Annotated in this window: 11 protein-coding genes and 2 riboswitches; of the genes, 4 read left to right on the top strand and 7 right to left on the bottom strand. The window is 69.2% G+C overall.

Annotated elements, in window-relative coordinates:
* Positions 1-7 precede the first annotated feature (7 nt).
* The 4 genes from gcvP to ASD35_RS18940 all read right to left on the bottom strand — a co-directional run bounded on the left by gcvP (position 8) and on the right by ASD35_RS18940 (position 5601).
* Positions 8-2896 (bottom strand): aminomethyl-transferring glycine dehydrogenase, encoded by a 2889-nt coding sequence (gene gcvP / locus ASD35_RS18955; RefSeq protein WP_056876522.1) that lies wholly within the window; start codon positions 2894-2896, stop codon positions 8-10.
* Between the two features lie 21 nt (positions 2897-2917).
* The gene (gene gcvH / locus ASD35_RS18950) at positions 2918-3292 is read right to left on the bottom strand and encodes a glycine cleavage system protein GcvH (protein WP_056876521.1); all 375 of its coding nucleotides are present in this window, start codon (positions 3290-3292) and stop codon (positions 2918-2920) included.
* A gap of 17 nt (positions 3293-3309) precedes the next feature.
* The gene (gene gcvT, locus ASD35_RS18945; RefSeq protein WP_056876520.1) at positions 3310-4422 is read right to left on the bottom strand and encodes a glycine cleavage system aminomethyltransferase GcvT; all 1113 of its coding nucleotides are present in this window, start codon (positions 4420-4422) and stop codon (positions 3310-3312) included.
* Between the two features lie 27 nt (positions 4423-4449).
* Positions 4450-4559, bottom strand: a riboswitch (glycine riboswitch).
* 20 nt (positions 4560-4579) lie between these two features.
* Positions 4580-4664, bottom strand: a riboswitch (glycine riboswitch).
* 13 nt (positions 4665-4677) lie between these two features.
* The gene (locus ASD35_RS18940; protein WP_056876519.1) at positions 4678-5601 is read right to left on the bottom strand and encodes a LysR family transcriptional regulator; all 924 of its coding nucleotides are present in this window, start codon (positions 5599-5601) and stop codon (positions 4678-4680) included.
* Positions 5602-5697: 96 nt separating this feature from the next.
* Between ASD35_RS18940 and metE the strand changes: the two genes are divergently transcribed.
* Positions 5698-8016: a 5-methyltetrahydropteroyltriglutamate--homocysteine S-methyltransferase gene (gene metE, locus ASD35_RS18935; protein ID WP_056876518.1), complete on the top strand. Its 2319-nt coding sequence runs from the start codon at positions 5698-5700 to the stop codon at positions 8014-8016.
* 4 nt (positions 8017-8020) lie between these two features.
* Here the strand turns inward: metE and ASD35_RS18930 are convergent, their stop codons facing one another.
* The 3 genes from ASD35_RS18930 to ASD35_RS18920 form a co-directional block, all read right to left on the bottom strand.
* Entirely contained in the window at positions 8021-11260 is a 3240-nt protein-coding gene (locus tag ASD35_RS18930; protein ID WP_056876517.1) for an amidohydrolase family protein, read from the bottom strand.
* An 89-nt stretch (positions 11261-11349) separates the two neighbouring features.
* The gene (locus tag ASD35_RS18925; protein ID WP_056877429.1) at positions 11350-12249 is read right to left on the bottom strand and encodes an aspartyl/asparaginyl beta-hydroxylase domain-containing protein; all 900 of its coding nucleotides are present in this window, start codon (positions 12247-12249) and stop codon (positions 11350-11352) included.
* 17 nt (positions 12250-12266) lie between these two features.
* The gene (locus ASD35_RS18920; RefSeq protein WP_056877428.1) at positions 12267-13130 is read right to left on the bottom strand and encodes a lysophospholipid acyltransferase family protein; all 864 of its coding nucleotides are present in this window, start codon (positions 13128-13130) and stop codon (positions 12267-12269) included.
* A gap of 300 nt (positions 13131-13430) precedes the next feature.
* On the opposite strand from ASD35_RS18920, the gene ASD35_RS18915 reads away from it, so the two are divergent.
* The 3 genes from ASD35_RS18915 to ASD35_RS18905 are packed head-to-tail and all read left to right on the top strand — an operon-like array spanning position 13431 to position 18874.
* Positions 13431-15296 carry a TonB-dependent siderophore receptor gene (locus ASD35_RS18915; protein WP_056876516.1) on the top strand — a complete coding sequence of 622 codons (1866 nt, stop codon included), beginning with the start codon at positions 13431-13433 and terminating at the stop codon, positions 15294-15296.
* Entirely contained in the window at positions 15296-15889 is a 594-nt protein-coding gene (locus ASD35_RS18910) for a YfiR family protein (protein WP_056876515.1), read from the top strand. The genes ASD35_RS18915 and ASD35_RS18910 overlap by 1 nt, the downstream gene beginning before the upstream one ends.
* Positions 15890-18874: a response regulator gene (locus ASD35_RS18905; RefSeq protein ID WP_056876514.1), complete on the top strand. Its 2985-nt coding sequence runs from the start codon at positions 15890-15892 to the stop codon at positions 18872-18874.
* Positions 18875-18882: the final 8 nt, after the last annotated feature.

The following is an 18882-nucleotide window of genomic DNA, read 5'->3' as shown; positions in this document are numbered from 1 at the left end:
CAGCGCCTCAGGCTTCTTCGTATTCCGACAGCGGCACGCAGCTGCAGAACAGGTTGCGGTCGCCCCAGACGTTGTCCACGCGGCCGACCGGCGACCAGTATTTCTGGCGGCGCAGGCTGGGCAGCGGGAAGGCGGCGTCCTCGCGGCTGTAGCCGTGGGTCCACTCGGACGCGCTGACGACCATGGCCGTGTGCGGCGCGTTGACCAGCGGGTTGTCCTCGCGGCTCAGCTTGCCGGACTCGACCTCGGCGATCTCGTGGCGGATCTGGATCATCGCGTCGATGAAACGGTCCAGCTCGGCGCGGCTCTCGCTCTCGGTCGGCTCGACCATCAGCGTGCCGGCGACGGGGAAGCTCAGCGTCGGTGCGTGGAAGCCGTAGTCGATCAGGCGCTTGGCGACGTCCTCGGCGCTGACGCCCGAGGTCTCCTTCAGCGGGCGCAGGTCCAGGATGCACTCGTGGGCCACGCCGCCGCCCTTCACGCCGGCGATCTCGCCGCTGAAGTGGATGTCGTAGTGGTCGCTCAAACGCGCAGCGACGTAGTTGGCCGAAAGGATGGCCACCTCGGTGGCGCGCCGAAGCCCCTCGGCGCCCATCATGCGGATGTACATCCACGAGATCGGCAGCACGGCCGCGTTGCCCAGCGGCGCGGCGGACACGGCGCCGATGTTGGTGGCCTTGCCCAGGCCCGCCGTGCGGTGCGCCGGCAGGAAGGGCACGAGATCGTCCACGACACAGACCGGGCCCACGCCCGGGCCGCCGCCGCCGTGCGGGATGCAGAAGGTCTTGTGCAGGTTCAGGTGGCTGACGTCGCCGCCGAACTCGCCCGGTGCGGCCACGCCGACCAGCGCGTTCATGTTGGCGCCGTCCACGTAGACGCGGCCGCCATGGGCCTTCACCTTCGCGCAGATCTCCTTCACGTGCGTGTCGAACACGCCATACGTGGAGGGGTAGGTGATCATGATCGCGGCAAGCTTGTCGGCGTGTTGCTCGCACTTGGCCTTTAGGTCGGCCAGGTCGATGTTGCCTTCCTTGTCGCACTTGGTGACGACGACGCTCATGCCGCACATCTGTGCCGAGGCCGGGTTGGTGCCGTGGGCGCTCTCGGGGATCAGGCAGACCGTGCGCTGGTGGTCGCCGCGCGACTCGTGCCAGGCCTTGATGGCCAGCAGGCCCGCGTATTCGCCCTGCGAGCCGGCGTTGGGCTGCAGGCTGATGCCGGCGTAGCCGGTGCATTCGGTCAGCCAGTTCTGCAGGAGCTGGTCCAGCTCGGTGTAGCCGGCCAACTGGTCCTGCGGTGCGAAGGGGTGGACGCCCGCGAACTCCGGCCAGGTGATGGGGATCATCTCAGCCGTGGCGTTGAGCTTCATCGTGCAGGAGCCCAGCGGGATCATGCTGCGGTCCAGCGCCAGGTCCTTGTCCGACAGGCTGCGGATGTAGCGCAGCATCTCGGTTTCGCTGTGGTGGGTGTTGAAGACCGGGTGGGTCAGGTAGGCGCTGGTGCGGCGCAGGTTGGCCGGGATCAGGCTGTCGACGCCGGCGACGAACTCGGCCACCGTCGGCACCTTCGCACCAGCGGGCGCGAACCAGCTCCAGATCGCCTCGATGTCGGCGCGCGACGTCGTCTCGTCCAGCGCGATGCCGACAAGCTTGTCGCCGAGCTTGCGGAGGTTGGCCTGGGCCGCCACGGCCTTGGCCATGACGAGGCCGGGCTCGCACTCGACCAGCAGCGTGTCGAACACATGCGGCGTGACGACCTTGACACCCATGCGCGTCAGGCCGGCGTGCAGAATGGCCGTGTAGCTGGCCACGCGCTCGGCGATGCGCTTCAGGCCTTGCGGGCCGTGGTAGACGGCGTACATGCTGGCCACGACGGCCGGCAGCACTTGCGCCGTGCAGATGTTGCTCGTCGCCTTCTCGCGGCGGATGTGCTGCTCGCGGGTCTGCAACGCCAGGCGCAGCGCGGGGTGGCCTTGCGCATCCTTGGACACGCCGACCAGGCGACCGGGCATCGAACGCTTGAACTCGTCCTTGCAGGCCAGGAAGGCCGCGTGCGGGCCGCCGCAGCCCATGGGCATGCCGAAGCGCTGCGTGTTGCCGACGACGATGTCGGCGCCGAACTCGCCGGGCGAGACCAGCAGCGTCAGCGCCAGCAGGTCGGCGCAGACGATGAAGGCAGCCTGCTTGGCATGGGCCTGCTCGGTGAAGGCCTTCAGGTCGTGGATGAGGCCGGTGGTGCTGGGGTATTGGCAGACGACGGCGAAGTAGTCGTTCTCGGCCATCAGCGCGGGCGCCATGCCGACCTTCACCTCGATGCCCAGCGGCGCACAGCGCGTCTGGATGACCTCGATGGTCTGCGGGTGCACGTCGCCGGCGACGATCAGCGTGTTGCTCTTGCTCTTCACGCCGCGCTTGGCCAGCGTGACGGCCTCGGCGGCCGACGTGGCTTCGTCGAGCATGGAGCCGTTGGCGATGTCCATGCCGGTGAGGTCGGTCACCATCGTCTGGAAGTTGACGAGGGCTTCCATGCGGCCCTGCGAGATCTCGGCCTGGTAGGGCGTGTAGGCGGTGTACCAGGCGGGGTTCTCGAGGATGTTGCGCAGGATGACGCCCGGCGTGTGCGTGCCGTGGTAGCCCTGGCCGATGAAGCTCTTGTAGACCTTGTTCTTGCTGGCGATGAGCTTGAGCTCGGCCAGCGCGCCGGCCTCGGTGATGGGCGCGGGCAGGTTCATCGCCTGGGCGCGGCGGATGGACTTGGGCACGACCGCGTCGATCAGCGCGGACCGGCTGGCCACGCCGACGGCGGCGCACATCAGCGATTCATCGACGGCATCCGGCCCGATGTGGCGGGCGTGGAATTCGGAGGCGTCTTCGAGTTGAGAAAGCGGCGTCGGCATGGCAGGTCTACAGCAGGTGGATCAGAGGGTCTTGAGCAGGGCGTCGTAGGCGGTCGAGTCCATCAGCGCGTCGAGCTGGCTGGGGTTGCTCAGCTTGACCTTGAAGAACCAGCCGGCCTTCAACGGGTCGGAGTTGGCCAGCGCCGGGTCGTCGCGCAGGGCCTCGTTGACCTCGGTGACCTCGCCGTCGACGGGCATGTAGACGTCGGCCGCGGCCTTCACGGATTCGACGACACCGGCGACTTCCTTCTCGGCATAGGTCTTGCCGACCTCGGGCAGGTCCACGAAGACCACGTCGCCCAGCGCGTCCTGCGCGTGCACGGTGATGCCGACCGTCGCGGTGCCATCACCGTGGACTTCGAGCCATTCGTGGTCGGGGGTGTACTTGATGCTCATCGTTCAGGGCTCCGTGATTAGCCGCGGTAGTAGCGGTTGGGGGTGAAGGGGGTGGGGGAGACGGTCATGGGCGTGCGCTTGTCGCGCACGATGGCGAAGACTTCGGTGCCGACGGCGGCATACGGCGTGCCGATGTAGGCCAGCGCCACCGGCTGGTTGACGGTAGGGCCCAGCGTGCCGCTGGTGACGACGCCGATCTCGACATCGTTGGCGGTGACGATCTTGGCGCCTTCACGCACGGGCATGCGCTCCTTGCCGACCAGGCCCACGCGCTTGCGCGCGGCACCGTGGGCGAGCTGCTCGTCGATGACGGCCGCGCCCGGGTAGCCGCCGGCACGCGCACCGCCGGCGCGGCGCACCTTCTGGATGGCCCAGGTGATGGAGGCTTCGACCGGCGTGGTCGTCTCGTCGATGTCGTGGCCGTAGAGGCACAGGCCCGCTTCCAGGCGCAGCGAGTCGCGCGCGCCGAGACCAATGGGCTTGACCTCGGCATGGGCCAACAGCTTGCGGGCCAGCGCGACGGCGTCGTCCTCGTGGACGGAGATCTCAAAGCCATCCTCGCCGGTGTAGCCCGAGCGGGTCAAGAAGGTGGCTATGCCGTCCAGCTCGAAGAAGCCGCCGGTCATGAAGGTCAGCTTGGCGACCTCGGGGTTCAGGCGGCTCAGCACGTCCACCGCCTGCGGGCCTTGCAGCGCCAGCAGCGCGCGCTCCGGCACGGGGATGACCTGGCAACGCGAGCCGATGTGCTTTTGCATGTGCGCAATGTCCTGCGACTTGCAGCCGGCGTTGACGACGACGAACAGGTCGTCGGGCCGCTTGCAGACCATCAGGTCGTCCAGCAGGCCGCCTTGCTCGTTCGTGAACAGCGCGTAGCGCTGCTTGAACACGCCGAGGTCGACGATGTCAACGGGCACCAGCGTCTCCAGCGCGGCGGCGGCATCGGCGCCGACCAGCCGCACCTGGCCCATGTGCGACACGTCGAACAGGCCGGCGGCCACTCGCGTGTGCTTGTGCTCGGCCATCACGCCGGCGGGGTATTGCACCGGCATGTCATAGCCGGCGAAGGGCACCATCTTGGCGCCGAGTTCGAGATGGAGGGCGTGCAGCGGCGTTTGCAGCAAAGAGGACATCAAGGGCTCCGACGGAATTCGGGTTTGGATGTCCTCGCCGTCCGGGGTACCTGAGAGATTGACCCCAGGCGAATCGCCTCGGGCTTGCCCCTTCGGTGGGCCGGCTCAAGGACCGGCCTCTCTCCAGTGAGGAACGCGCCGAGTGTCTGTCACCCGCCGCGTCTTGTCAGTCCTTCTGCCTGAGCGTTGTTGCGCCTTCGGCGGCCCCCACCTTCACCGGGGCGCTCTCCTGACCGGCGGCATTCTAGGGGCTGATTACAGCAAGCTGATCGCAGCCAGATTGCGCAACGAGGTTTCGCGCATCAGCCGGACGAAATCGGCCAGGAAGGGCTTGGCCGCCAGGCCCTCGGTGCTGACGGCGTACAGCCGCCCCGTCAGGCCCGCCTCGCCGATGCGCTGGCGCGCCACGTAGCCTCGCGCCAGATAGCCTTCCACCGCCCACAGCGGCAGCGCCGCGAAGCCGCGGCCGCTGGCCACCAGCTGCAGCATCGCCACCGTCAGCTCGCTGGTGCGGCGCGGCGGCGTGATGCCGGCGGGCTGGAGCACGCGGCGCACGAGGTCCAGCATGTCGTCGGGCACGGGGTAGGTGATGAGGGTGTGGTCGGCGAAGTCGGCCGCCTCCAGCCAGGGCTTGGCCAGCAGCGCATGGCCCTTGGGCAGCAGCGCGACGATCTCGAAGCTGAACAGCGGGTGCACCGCCACGCCGGTCTCGTCGGCGTCCACGTCGGACACGATGGCCAGCTCGGCGCGGTCCTGGTGCAACAGGCCGACGGGATCAGCCTGGAAGCCGGAGACGATGTCCAGCTCCACCTCGGGCCAGCGCTCGCGGAAGGCATCCATCGCCGGCATCAGCCAGTCGAAGCAGGTGTGGCACTCCACGGCGATGCGCAGCTGGCCGGCCGAGCCGTCCACCAGCCGGCCCACGTCGCGGTCGGCCTCGTCGACCAGCGGCAGCACCGCGTCCGCCAGCTTCAGCAGCCGCTGGCCGACGACGCCGAACACCAGCGGGTTGCTCTTGCGCGCGAACAGCTCGGCGCCGTAATGCGCCTCCAGCCCCTTGAGCTGGTGGGACAGCGCGGACTGCGTCAGGTTCAGCAGTTGCGCGGCGCGCGACAGGTTGCCGGCCTCGCGCAGGGCGACCAACGTGCGCAGTTGGCGAAGCTCCAAAGGCGTTGGCATGAGCAGAACTTGTGATGATTCAGAAAATGTTTCGTTTGAATCATAGTCATGGATTGTCGATCATGACGAATCAATTTCAGCATCGTTCGATTCATCATGATCAAGACTCATATTCTCGGCTTCCCTCGCATGGGCGAGCAGCGCGAACTGAAGATGGCGCTGGAGCGCCACTGGCGCGGCGAGCTGGACGCCGACGCCCTGGAAGCGCAAGCCGCCACGCTGCGCGCAAGGCACTGGACGCTGCAGCGCAACGCCGGGCTGGACCATGTCACCGTGGGCGACTTCGCGCTCTACGACCATGTCGCCAACCTCATCCAGCTGTTCGGCTGCGAGCCGGCGCGCTTCGGCTTCACCGGCCGGGAGACGCCCCTGCAGCGCTACTTCGCGATGGCCCGCGGCACGGCCGCCCACGTGCACGCCGACAGCTGCGGCTGTGGCGCGGCCCCCGGCGAAGGCGTGCCGGCGTTGGAGATGACCAAGTGGTTCGACACCAACTACCACTACCTCGTGCCCGAGTTCGACGGCGCCACCCAGTTCAGCCTGCACGCCGAGCGCCTGCTGGCCGAGGTGGACGAGGCCATCGCGCTGCCGGCCAGCCCCAAGGTCGCGCTGCTGGGGCCGGTGAGCTTCCTGTACCTGGGCAAGAGCAAGCAGGAGGGCTTCGACCGCCTCGTGCTGCTGAAGCGCCTGCTGCCCGCCTACGAGCAGCTGCTGACCCGCCTGGCCGCACGCGGCGTGACCTGGGTGCAGCTGGACGAACCCATCCTCGGCCTGGACCTGCCGCCCGCCTGGGCCGACGCGCTGCGCCTGGCCTACGCGCGGCTGGGCGTGGTGGGCCAGCCGCTGCTGCTGGCCACCTACTTCTCGCCGCTGGCCGACAACCTGAACCTGGCCTGCGAGTTGCCCGTGGCCGGCCTGCATGTGGACGCCGTGCGTGCGCCAGGTGAGCTGCTGGCCGTGGCGATGAAGCTGCCGCAGGACCGCGAGCTGTCGGTGGGCGTCGTCGACGGCCGCAACATCTGGCGCAGCGACCTCGACCAGGCGCTCGGCCAGTTGCGCAAGGTGCAGGCGCTGCGCGGCGGCCGGCTGTGGGTGGCGCCGTCGTGCTCGCTGCTGCACGTGCCCTTCAGCCTGCGCGACGACAAGGCGCTGGACACCGAGCTGCAGGGCTGGCTGGCCGGTGCCGTCGAGAAGCTGGACGAGCTGCGCGTGCTCAAGCGTGCGCTGTGGGGCGACGAAGCCAGCGTCGCTCGCGAGCTGGCCGAGGCGCGCGTCGCGCATGCGGCCCGCGCCGTGAGCCCGCGCGTGCGCAACGGCACCGTCGCGGCCCGCGTCAAGGCGCTGCCTGCGGATGCCGACAGGCGCCGCTCGCCGTTTGCGGCGCGCCGGGCGGCGCAGCGCCAGCGCCTGCGGCTGCCTGCTTTCCCGACGACCACCATCGGCTCCTTCCCGCAGACGCCCGCCATCCGCGCGGCGCGCGCCGCCTTCAAGCGCGGCCAGCTCCCTGAGGGCGACTACCGCCAGGCCATGCAGCGGGAGATCGAACTGGCCGTGCGCAAGCAGGAGGCGCTGGGGCTGGACGTGCTGGTGCACGGCGAGGCGGAGCGCAACGACATGGTCGAGTACTTCGGCGAGCAGCTGTCGGGCTTTGCCTTCACGGCCAACGGCTGGGTGCAGAGCTACGGCTCGCGCTGCGTGAAGCCGCCGGTGCTGTTCGGCGACGTGTCGAGGCCACAGGCGATGACGGTGGACTGGACCGTGTTCGCGCAGCGCCTCACTAGCAAGCCGATGAAGGGCATGCTGACCGGCCCCATCACCATCCTGCAATGGTCCTTCGTGCGCGACGACCAGCCGCGCGCCGACACGGCCCTGCAGATCGCGCTGGCCATCCGCGACGAGGTGGCCGACCTGGAGGCCGCCGGCATCGCCGTCATCCAGATCGACGAGCCCGCCATCCGCGAGGGCCTGCCGCTGCGCCGCGCGGACTGGGGCGCCTACCTCGCGTGGGCGACGCGCGCCTTCCGCGTGGCCGCCAGCCCGGTGCGCGACGACACGCAGATCCACACCCATATGTGCTACTCGGAGTTCAACGACATCCTGCCCGAGATCGCGGCGATGGACGCCGACGTCATCACCATCGAGACCAGCCGCTCCGACATGGAGCTGCTGCGCGGCTTCGGCGACTTCCGCTACCCCAACGAGATCGGCCCCGGCGTCTACGACATCCACTCGCCGCGCGTGCCGGACGCGGCCGAGATGCTGCGCCTGCTGCAGAAGGCCGCGGCCGTCATCCCGCCCGAGCTGCTCTGGGTCAACCCCGACTGCGGGCTGAAGACGCGCGGCTGGCCCGAGACCGAGGCCGCGCTGCAGCAGATGGTGCAGGCCGCCCAGACGCTGCGGCGGCAGCTGGCCTGACGCCTCAGTCGCCGAGGTGGCCCGACTCCAGCGCCTCGTTGTCGATGGGCATGGTCTTGCCGTCGGCGCCGTCGAAGAACAGCGGCTTGCGGGTCTTGGCGACCGGGGCGAGCTGGTTCATCGTCGCGGCGTCGAACAGGCGGCCGTTCTGCATCACCTGCACGACGCGGTCGCTCTGGCGGATGTCGGCCAGCGGGTTGCCGTCGATGACGACGAGGTCGGCCAGCTTGCCGGGCTCGATGGAGCCCAGGTCCTTGTCGAAGCCGAAGTTGCGCGCCGGGTTGATGGTGGCGGTGCGCAGCGCCTCGTGCGGCGTCATGCCGCCCAGCACGAACATCCACATCTCCCAGTGCGCCCCCAGGCCCTCGCGCTGGCCGTGGGCGCCGATCATCGTGTTGACGCCCGCGCGTGACAGCGCCGTGGCCGTGCGGGCCACGCGGATGATGTTGAAGTCCTCCTCCGGCGCCGTCACGCGGCGCACGGCGCGCGGCTCCAGCACGGTGCGCGGCACGTAGCGGCTCAGCAGCGGGTGCTGCCAGACCTCCGTGCGGGCGTACCAGTAGTGCTCGCCGTCCAGCCCGCCGTAGCCGACGTTGAGCGTGGGCGTATAGCCCACGGCGGTCTGGCCCCACAGCTGCTTCACGTCGTCCCAGACCTCGGCCAGCGGCAGCGCGTGCTCGATGGTCGTGTGGCCGTCGACCACCATGCCCATGTTCATCTGGAACAGCGAGCCGCCCTCGGGCACGACCATCATGCCGGTCTGGCGTGCGGCCTCCAGCACTTGCTGGCGTTGGTCGCGGCGCGGCTGCTGGTAGCTCTTCACGCTGATGGCGCCTTCGGCCTTCTGGCGGTGCAGGTGGTCCAGCGCGTCGTCCAGGCCTTGGATGTCGGACGTGAACGGCGTCTTGGCGCCGTACAGGATGGTGCCGGTCGAATAGATGCGCGGCCCCAGCACGATGCCGGCGCGCTGCATCTCGGCCTGCGTGAAGATGGCGGCGTTGCTGTTCGAGGGGTCGTGCAGCGTCGTCACGCCGAAGGCCAGCGACGCCAGGTTGATCCAGCTCTGCTGCGGGATCAGGCCCGCGTCGTTCATCGAGCCATGCCAGTGCGCGTCGATGAAGCCGGGCACGATGGTCTTGCCGCTGGCGTCGATGCGCTTGGCGTCGGCCGGGATGGCGACGTCCTTGCCGACGGCAGTGATGCGGTTGCCGTCGACGACGACCGTGCCGCCTTCGATGACTTCATCGCCCTTCATCGTCACGATGCGCGCACCGGTCAGCGCGATCTTGCCGCCGGGTTTGTCGCTGGCTTGCTGGAAGCCGATCTTCTGGCTCGTCGCCTGGTCCTGGCCCGCGGCGTTGGCCGTGAACAGCGCGTCGCCCAGCGTGAAGTGAAGCCGCTGGCTGTCGCCGCTCCAGTGCAGCGCCGAGCCGGCGTTCGCGTCCAGCCGCCGCACCGGCAGCGCGTCCATCTTGGCGCCCACGGTCAGGACCTTGCCGGCGCCCTGCGCATGGGGCAGCGGCGTCACGTAGGCGTGGAAGCGCTCGACGAAGCCCAGCCACTGGCCGTCGGGCGACACGCTGTACTCGCTGGCGAGGTCGCTGCGCGCCACCTCGGTCTCGCTGCGGTCGCGCAGGTTCAGGCGCGTCAGTGCAAAGCGCTGCTCGACCTCGCTGGGGCTGCTGGTCTTGGTGAAGAACAGCTCGTCGCTGCGGGCGCCGAAATGAGCGCCGCTGCCTTCCTTGCTGATGCGCTCGGTCTTGCCCGAACCGTCGGCCGCCGCGAGATAGAGGCCGGTGTCCAGGCTGTGCCACGGGCTGGTCAGCCCGCCGCCCTTCACCTTGCGGTAGACGACGCTTTTGCCGTCCGGCGACAGGCGCGGCTCCAGGTACTTGCCGGGCTCCTTGACGAGGACGGTCTCCTTGCCGGAGGCGACGTCCAGCCGGCGGATCGTGCCTTGCGTGTCGTCGCGCCAGGTCGCGTAGACGAGGCTCTTGCCGTCGCGCGCCCAACTCGGCGCGAGCTCGAAGGCTTCGTCCTGCTTGGTCAGCCGGCGCGGCGTGCCGTCCGGCAAGTCCTTCACGTACAGCGCGCCCAGCGCCGAGTAGACGACGCGCTTCCCGTCCGGCGACACCTGCGCGCCGCGCAGCTGATGCACGGCGAACTTCTCGGGTGCCACCTCCTGCGCGAAACGCATCGGCTCGCGCAGCTCGCGCGTGTCCTTGACGTGGAAGGGAATCTCCGCGGCGCTGCCCTTGAACGGGTCGACGCGCCAAATCTTGCCCTCGGCCCAGACCACCAGTTCCTTGGAGCCCGGCATCCACGCGAAGCTGGGGTAGACGCCCCACATCGCCCAGATCTCCTGCAGGTCGCGCGACAGGCCGCTCCAGGCGGGGCGCTCCACGCCGGTGGCCAGGTCCTTCAGGAACAGCGTGCTCTGGTTGCGCACGCGGCGCACGAAGGCGAGGTACTTGCCGTCGGGCGAGGGCGTGGGCCGCACCGCGCCGCCGGCGCCCTGCACGAAGGGCTCGACCGAGCCGTCGGAGAGGTCCTGGCGGTAGATCTTGTAGATCTCGCCGTTGCTGTCCTTGTTGTACTCAAAGACGCGGCCGGGCGTGGTGTCCTGCGAGTAGTACAGGTACTTGCCGTCCGGCGAGATGGCTGGCTCGCCCAGGTCCTTCTGCCAGTTGGGCTTCTCGTTGAGCTGCACGCCCTTGTTCTTGGCCGCGTCGCCGTCGACGTGGAACAGCCAGATCTCGCCCGAGCCCGCGCTGCGCGTGCCGGTGTAGTGCTTGCGCGCCAGCAGGTACTTGCCGCTGGGGTGCCAGGCCGGGTTGTTCAGCAGCCGGAAGTCCTCCTTCGTGACGGCGCGCGCGCCGCTGCCGTCCGCGTTCATGACCCACAGGTTGTCGCCGCCGCCGGCATCGCTCAAGAAGGCGATCTGCTTGCCGTCCGGCGAGAAGCGCGCCTGCTGCTCCCAGGCGATGGAGTGCGTCAGCGGCTTGGCCTCGCCGCCGGCGATGGGCAGCGTGTAGAGGTCGCCCAGCAGGTCGAACACGATCGTCTTGCCGTCGGGGCTCACGTCCACGCTCAGCCAGGTGCCGGTCTTCACGTCGATGCTGGCCGTCTTGGCAACGCCGGGTGGCGCATTGACGTTCCACGGCGCAGGCTTGGGCGCTTCTTGCGCGTTCGCAGCCAGGGCAGCGGCCAGCAGCAGGGCGGGGGCGACGTTCAGACGGGGCATGGAAGGTGTTTGGGAGGACCAAAACCTTCGATGCTAGCGAAGGCAGGCTTGCCGGCCCGTTCGTCACGGCCGGGCAAACCCGGGGCGCTTCAGCCGAACAGCCACCAGACCAGCAGGCCGCCGAAGATCAACCACTGCAAGCCGTAATAGGCGAAGCGGCTCCGGGCCTTGATGCGCTTGCCGAACAGGCGCACCTGCTGCACGTAGGCGAACAGCCGGTTGATGCCGCCGGTGCGGTCGGTCTCCGAGTTGGGGGCGGACGCCGCGCGGATCAGCGTGTGGCTGATGAAGTGGTTGAACCAGCGCGCCACCGGGTTGTTCAGCGGCCGCTCGATGTCGCAGAACAGGATGATGCGCATCATGTCCGACTGGTTCTCGGCGTAGTGCAGGTAGGTCTCGTCGAAGATGACGCCCTCGCCGTCGCGCCAGCTGTAGCGTTCGCCGTCCACCGAGATGTAGCAGCTGTCGGCGTTGGGCGTGACCAGGCCCAGGTGGTAGCGCAGCGAGCCGGCGAAGGGGTCGCGGTGCGTGACCAGGCGGCCGCCCGGTGGCAGCGCCGCGAACATCGCGGCCTTCACGGTCGGGATGCGTTGCAGCAGCTCGGTAGTCACCGGGCACAGCTCGCGCGCCGACGAGTGCGCCTCGTCGTACCACTTCAGGTGAAAGCGCGTCCAGCCGGTCTTGAAGAAGCTGTTGAAGCCGGCGTCGTCGTACTTGTCGCTCTTCTTGATCTCGCCCGCCGCCGCCAGCTTGAAGGCCTCGGCGCGGATGTCCTGCCAGTGGTCTTCCAGCAGCTTAAGCTCCGGGAAGCCGGCCACCGGCAGGTAGGGCCTGGCCGGCAGCTTGGAGAACATGTACATCAGGCAGTTGATGGGCGCCATGAAGGTGGAGTGGTCCATCAACTGGCGGAAGAAGCGCAGCCGCACGCGGCCGCGGAAGTGCACGTAGACCGTGCTCGCGATGAAGATCGCGACGATGCTGAGCTTGATGTAGGGGATGTCGTGAGTCATCGCGAATAGAAGTCGGCCTCGCCGGGCGGGCGCGACTTGAAGCGCTTGTGCAGCCAGAAGTACTGGTGCAATTGTCGGCGCGCCTGGGCTTCGATGACGGCGTTCATCCGTGTCGCGTCGGCCACGATGTCGTCGGTCGGGAAGTTCTCCAGCGCCGGCTCGATGACCAGCGTGTAGCCGTCGGCCTCGCGGCGCGGGTAGCAGGGCAGCACCGCCGCCTTGGTGACGGCCGCCATGCGCGACAGCCCGCCGATGGTGGCCGCCGGCACGCCGAAGAAGGGCACGAAGACCGAGTCGCGGTGACCGAAGTCCTGGTCGGGCAGGTAGTACAGGCGGTAGCCGTCCTTCAACGCCCGCAGCGTCGGCCGCGTGCCCTGCTGGCGCGCGAAGATGATGCCGGTGCCGAAGCGCAGCCGCTTGGCGCGGAAGAAGGCGTCCAGCCAGGGGTCCTTCTGCACCGAGTAGATGCTCACCAGCGGCGTCTCCAGCGACACGCGCAGGCCGGCCAGGTCCAGCCCGGTGAAGTGCGGCATCATCAGGATCACGTTGCGTCCGTCCAGCGCGCGCAGGTGCTCCAGGCCTTCGATACGCATCAGTCGCTTGAGCCGCTCGCGCGACGCGAACCAGCAGTAGCCGTACTCCAGCAGCATCTGCACCATGGCGACGAAATGCCGGCGCAGCAGGCGCTGGCGCTGCGCGGGTGTCCAGTCGGGCAGCGCCAGCCGCAGGTTCACCTCGCCGATGTGGCGGCGCGACGAGGGCAGGGCGGCGATCAGGCTGCCGATCACCCAGCCCAGCGCCGAGAGGACGCGGAACGGCAGCCAGCTCAGCAGCCAGACCAGCCCGACGAGCAGGCGCATCAGCAGCCCCACGCGCACCCACCCATCTCAGACAAATCCATCCAACGCATCGGTCCCACATCCCATGTCCAGGGGCGGCATCGTAGTGGCTCGGGCCATCGCGCTGTCCGGCCCCGCCGATCCCCTAAAAACCCTGCCAGCATGGAGGCCATTGCCACGCCATTGCCTCCCAGCAACATGACTTCCAGAATGAACTGACCAAATAGCTGAAGAGGCGGCATGTCCGATCAAGCGAGCGGCCGGGGGAGACGGGAGACGGAACTGCAATGCTTGAAGCCCCGCGGCGGGGCGCGCCCTGCCATGGGAGCCCTGGCAGTGCTGTGCATGCTGGCCTCGGCGGGCGCCATGGCGAACACCGCAACCAACCTCGCCGACCTCTCGCTCGAACAACTCGGTGACATCGAGGTCACGTCGGTATCCAAACGCGAGCAGCGCCTGGGCGATGCGCCGGCCTCGGTCTACGTCATCACGAAGGAGGCGATCCACCGTGCCGGCGTCAACACCCTCGCCGAAGCCCTGCGACTGGCGCCCAACCTGCATGTCGCGCGCATCAATGCCAGCCAATACGCGATCAGCGCGCGCGGCTTCAATTCGGCCACGGCGAACAAGCTGCTGGTGCTGGTCGACGGCCGCAGCGTCTACACGCCGCTGTACTCGGGCGTGTTCTGGGAGACGCAGGACGTGCCGCTGGGCGACGTGGAGCGCATCGAGGTCGTCAGTGGCCCGGGCGGCACGCTGTGGGGCGCCAATGCGGTCAACGGCGTCATCAACGTCATCACCACCGCCGCCAGCGCCAGCGTCGGCACGCTGGCCCAGGCCGCCGGGGGCAACCTGAGCCAGGCGCTGTCGCTGCGCCAGGGCTGGCGCTATGGCGAGGGCGGCGCGCTGCGCGTCTATGCCAAGTACAACAAGCGCCGCGACAGCGAACGCGCCAGCGGCATCGACGCCGGCGACGGGTTCGAGAAGCTGCAGCTGGGTTTTCGCAGCGATGCCGATGCCGCCGGCGGGGCGTTGACGCTGCAGGGCGACGCCTACAAGGAATCGATCAACCAGGCCGCTGCGGCCGACCAGCGCCACCATGGCGCCAACCTGCTGGCCCGCTGGTCGCGCATGCTGGACGACGGTGCGACGCTGAACCTGCAGGGCTACGTCGACCGCTCCTGGCGCGACATCCCGGGTTCGTACACCGAGAGCCTGCGCATCCTGGACGTGGACCTGCAATACCTGCTGCCGGCCGGCGAGGGCAGCCAGTGGATCTTCGGCGGCGGCCACCGGCAGGCCAGCGACGACGTCGGCAACTACGGCCGGCTGACCTTCCTGCCGCCCTCGCGCAGCCTGCATTGGACGAACGCCTTCGCCCAGTACGAGCGGTCGCTGTCGGCCGCCACGACGGCGACGCTGGGCACACGGGTCGAGCACAACAGCTACTCGGGCACCGAGTGGATGCCCAGCGCGCGGCTGGCCTGGAAGCCGTCGCCCGGGCTGCTGCTGTGGGGTGCGGCCTCCCGCGCCGTGCGCACCCCCTCGCGGGTCGACGTCGAGCTGTTCGCGCCGGCCCAGCCGCCGTACCAACTGGCCGGCGGCCCCAACTTCCGCTCCGAGATCGCCAAGACGCTGGAGCTGGGCCTGCGCGGCCAGCCGAGCGAGCAGCTGTCCTATTCGCTGACGCTGTTCGGCAGCCGCTACACCAGCCTGCGCAACTACCGCCGGCTCAGCGACCGCAGCTTCGTGCTGATCAACGGGGCGACGGCCAACGTCTACGGCGTCGAGGCCGGGGGGCGCTACCTGGTGCGCCGGGGCTGGACGATGCAGGCCGGCCTGACCTGGATGCACGAGGGCTTCAGCGGCGCCAACATCGCATCCATCGCGCCGGGCAACGACCCGCGCTACCAGCTGCGGCTGCAGTCGTCCTGGTCGCTGGCGGAGGGCGTCGATCTCGACGTGACGCTGCGGCGCGTGGCGGCGCTGCGCTTCACCAACGTGCCCGGCTACAACGAGGCCGATGCACGGCTGGGCTGGCGCCACTCCGACCGGCTGGAGTTCGCGCTGTCCGGCCGCAACCTGCTCCATGCCCAGCATCGCGAGTTCCCGCAGGGCGGCCTGGCGGGTGCGAACCCGATCCAGGTGGGCCGCACGGTGCAGCTGACCGTCACCGTGAGGCCCTGATGCAAGCCCGCCGCAGCCTCGTCACATGCTGGTGCGCGGCGCCCCTGCAGCGGTGGTCGACCGCGGGCCTGCTGGCCTGTGCTGCGCTGGGCGGCGCAAACGCTGGCGACAACGACGGCAAGCCGCTGGGCGCGCAGGTCAAGGCCGCCTACCTGTACAAATTCATCGGCCACGTCGACTGGCCGCCCGGCACCTTCGCGGATGCGACGGCACCCTTCACCATCGGCATCGTCGGCGCGGGCGACATCGCGGACGAACTCGGCAAGCTCAAGCCGGCCCGCGCGATGAACGAGCACCCGGTCGAGGTGCGCGTCCTGAAGGCCGGCGAGGCGGTGCGCGGCGTCCAGCTGGTCTTCGTGGGCGGGGCGGATGCCGCCCAGCTCAAGCGCCTGCTGGAGCCCTACAAGGCCTCGCCCACGCTGACGATCTCCGACGTGCCCGGCGCCATGGAAGCCGGCTGCGTCATCAACTTCGTGACGGTGGACAACCGCATCCGCTTCGAGATCTCGATGGCCAACGCGGAGCGCCAGGGTCTCAAGGTGAGTTCGCGGCTGCTGGCCGTCGCACAACGCGTGGACACGGGAAGGCCTTGAATGACGATCCGATTGCGCTCGATACGCACCAAGGTGCTGCTGATGGTGCTGGCCGTCAATGCCTGCACGCTGCTGGCCGCGAGCGCCGCATTCTTCTTCCACGCCATGTCGGAGAACCGCACCCGCTCGGCGCGCGAGCTGACCACGCTGGCCGAGATCCTGGGCCAGGGCAGCGTCACGGCGCTGGAGTTCGACGACGCCAAGGTGGCGGCCGACAACCTGGGCCAGCTGCGGGGCGACGCCAACATCAATGCGGCCGCCCTCTATACCGCGAGCGGCAAGCTGTTCGCGCAGTACGTCAACCCGCGCGCGCCTGAAACCCGCGTGCCGGCGCAGAGGCCGACCGGCGGCGTGGAGGTGTTCCGCGAGAACATGACGGTGCTGGTGCCGGTCAAGTCCAGCACTGGCCAGATCGGCGCCGTCTATGTGGACGGGCAGCACGATGCGGCCCAGTGGCTGCGCGACTACCTGGTCATCTTCGGCCTGGTGCTGGCTTTCAGCCTGGGCTTCGGCCTGCTGGTGTCCTCCGGCCTGCAGCGCCGCATCACCGGTCCCATCCTGGCGGTGGGCAAGGTGGCACGGCGGGTCATGGAGAGTCGCGACTTCAAGCTGCGGGCCGCCAAGACCACGGAGGACGAGATCGGCGAGCTGGCCGAGTCCTTCAACGGCATGCTGCAGACGCTGGAGCACGAGATCGCCGAGCGCAGCACCGCCGAGGTGGCCGTGCGCACGCTGAACGCTGAGCTGGAGCAGCGCGTTGAGCAGCGCACCACCGAGCTGGCCGTGCGCACCCGCGAGGCCGAGGCCGCCAGCCGCGCCAAGGCCGACTTCCTCGCCAACATGAGCCACGAGATCCGCACGCCGATGAATGCCGTGCTGGGGCTGGCCTACCTGCTGGCGAACAAGCCGCTGGACGCCGACGCGCTGGACCTGGTGCGCAAGATCCGCAATGCCGGGCGCTCGCTGCAGACCATCATCAACGACATCCTGGACTTCTCCAAGATCGAGGCCGGCCGCCTGGAGATCGAGGAGGCGCCGCTGCACCTGGACGGCGTGCTGGACAACCTGGCCAACATCATGGGCACCAACGCCGGCGACAAGGACCTCGAGCTGGTGATCGCCCCGGCGCCCGACGTCGGCGGCGAGCTGCATGGCGATGCGCTGCGCCTGGAGCAGATCCTGATCAACCTGACCAGCAACGCCATCAAGTTCACCCATCACGGTGTCGTCAAGGTCGGCATCTCCTTGCTGGAACGCTCGGACACCGTGGCACGGCTGCGCTTCTCGGTGAGCGACACCGGCATCGGCATCCCGCTGGAGAAGCAGGCGCACGTCTTCTCGGCCTTCGCCCAGGCCGACACGTCGACGACGCGCCGCTTCGGCGGCACCGGCCTGGGGCTGGCCATCTGCCGCCAGCTGGTGAGCAAGATGGGCGGCGAGATCGGCGTCATCAGCACGCCGGGCAAGGGCAGCGAGTTCTGGTTCAGCCTGCCTTTCAAGTGGGTGCCGACGCAGAGCTACGAGCCGATGGCGCTGTCCAAGCTGGAGATCCTCGTCGCCGACGACAGCGACGTGGCGCGCGAGAACCTGGCGCTGACGGCACGCGCGATGGGCTGGTCGCCGACGCTGACGGACTCCGGCGCGGCGGCCGTCGACCAGGCGCGCAGCCGCTGGCAGACGGCGCAGCCCTACGACGTGCTGCTGCTGGACTGGCGCATGCCCGGCATGGACGGCCTGGAGGCCGCGCGCGCCATCCGCCGCGTGATGGACGGGCAGACCGCGCCCATCGTGCTGATGGTCACGGCCTACGCCCACGACGAGCTGCTCAAGAGCGTCGGCAGCGACCTCGTCGACGGCGTGCTCAACAAGCCGGTGACCAGCTCGTCGCTCTACAACAGCGTGGCCGAAGCGATGCGTCGCCGCGGCCGGCCCACGGTGTCGGACCGACCGGAAACCGGCAATGCGCAACGCCTGGCGGGCGTGCGGGCGCTGGTCGTCGACGACAGCGACATCAATCGCGAAGTCGCGTCGCGCATCCTCGAATCCGAAGGCGCCAGTGTGGAGCTGGCCGAGAACGGTCTGGTGGCGCTGGACTGGCTGAGCGCGCATGTCGGCGCGGTCGACGTGGTGCTGATGGATGTGCAGATGCCGGTGATGGACGGCTACCAGGCCACCCGCATGCTGCGAGGCGTCGCGGGCCTGGCCGACCTGCCGGTCGTGGCGCTGACGGCGGGCGCCTTCAAGGTGCAGCAGGACGAGGCGCGCGAGGCCGGCATGAATGCCTTCGTCGCCAAGCCTTTCGCCGTCGACGAACTGATCGGGGTCATCCAGCGCCTGGCCGTGCCACGGCCCATGGCCGCCGTGGCGCCCGCGGACGCCGGCCCGCCGGCGCCGGCGAATGGCGGAGTGGACGTCATCGCCGTCGAGGACGCCGTCAAGGTCTGGCGCGACCTTGCCGTCTACCGCCGCTTCCTGGCCAAGTTCGCACGCGACAACGCCGACAGCATGGCGCAGCTGCGCCAGTTGCTCGACGAAGGCAACGCCAAGCAGGCCGGCGCGTTGCTGCACAAGCTCAAGGGCTCGGCCGGCAACCTGGCGCTGCCGGAACTGACCCGCGTCGCCGGGCGGCTGGAGCGGCTGCTGATGGACGGCGGCGACGTGCTCGCCGAGTTCGCGGCACTGCAGGACGCCTTCATCCGCGCCTGCGCGGCGATCGCGGCGCATCTGGCGGAGCAGGGCGCCGAGGCGCCACCGCCCGTCGCGACGGCGCAGGCACCGGCCGACAAGGCGCGGCTCAAGCCCCTGTTCGATGAGTTGCTGGGCGCGCTGGACCGCGACAACCCCGACCTGGCGACCCCGGTGCTGCAACAGCTGGGCGCCTGGGTGCCGGACGCCAGCCTGGCACCGATTCGGGCGAGCGTCGAGGACTTCGACTTCCGCCGCGCGGAGAACCTGGCGCGAGAACTCGTCGCCGAGCTCAAATGAAACCGCCC

This window comes from Pelomonas sp. Root1444, from assembly GCF_001426885.1.
Lineage (GTDB): Bacteria > Pseudomonadota > Gammaproteobacteria > Burkholderiales > Burkholderiaceae_C > Pelomonas.
The sequence above is the reverse complement of the archived record's forward strand: the minus strand, read 5'-3'. Positions and strand labels throughout refer to the sequence as shown.

Excerpts from the sequence above, each read along its gene's own strand:
- ASD35_RS18910 (WP_056876515.1), top strand. The coding sequence starts at position 15,296 with ATGCAAGCCCGCCGCAGCCTCGTCACATGCTGGTGCGCGGCGCCCCTG.
- gcvH (WP_056876521.1), bottom strand. The coding sequence starts at position 3,292 with ATGAGCATCAAGTACACCCCCGACCACGAATGGCTCGAAGTCCACGGT.
- ASD35_RS18940 (WP_056876519.1), bottom strand. The coding sequence starts at position 5,601 with ATGCCAACGCCTTTGGAGCTTCGCCAACTGCGCACGTTGGTCGCCCTG.
- ASD35_RS18915 (WP_056876516.1), top strand. The coding sequence starts at position 13,431 with ATGGGAGCCCTGGCAGTGCTGTGCATGCTGGCCTCGGCGGGCGCCATG.
- ASD35_RS18920 (WP_056877428.1), bottom strand. The coding sequence starts at position 13,130 with ATGCGCCTGCTCGTCGGGCTGGTCTGGCTGCTGAGCTGGCTGCCGTTC.
- ASD35_RS18930 (WP_056876517.1), bottom strand. The coding sequence starts at position 11,260 with ATGCCCCGTCTGAACGTCGCCCCCGCCCTGCTGCTGGCCGCTGCCCTG.
- ASD35_RS18905 (WP_056876514.1), top strand. The coding sequence starts at position 15,890 with ATGACGATCCGATTGCGCTCGATACGCACCAAGGTGCTGCTGATGGTG.
- gcvT (WP_056876520.1), bottom strand. The coding sequence starts at position 4,422 with ATGTCCTCTTTGCTGCAAACGCCGCTGCACGCCCTCCATCTCGAACTC.
- gcvP (WP_056876522.1), bottom strand. The coding sequence starts at position 2,896 with ATGCCGACGCCGCTTTCTCAACTCGAAGACGCCTCCGAATTCCACGCC.
- metE (WP_056876518.1), top strand. The coding sequence starts at position 5,698 with ATGATCAAGACTCATATTCTCGGCTTCCCTCGCATGGGCGAGCAGCGC.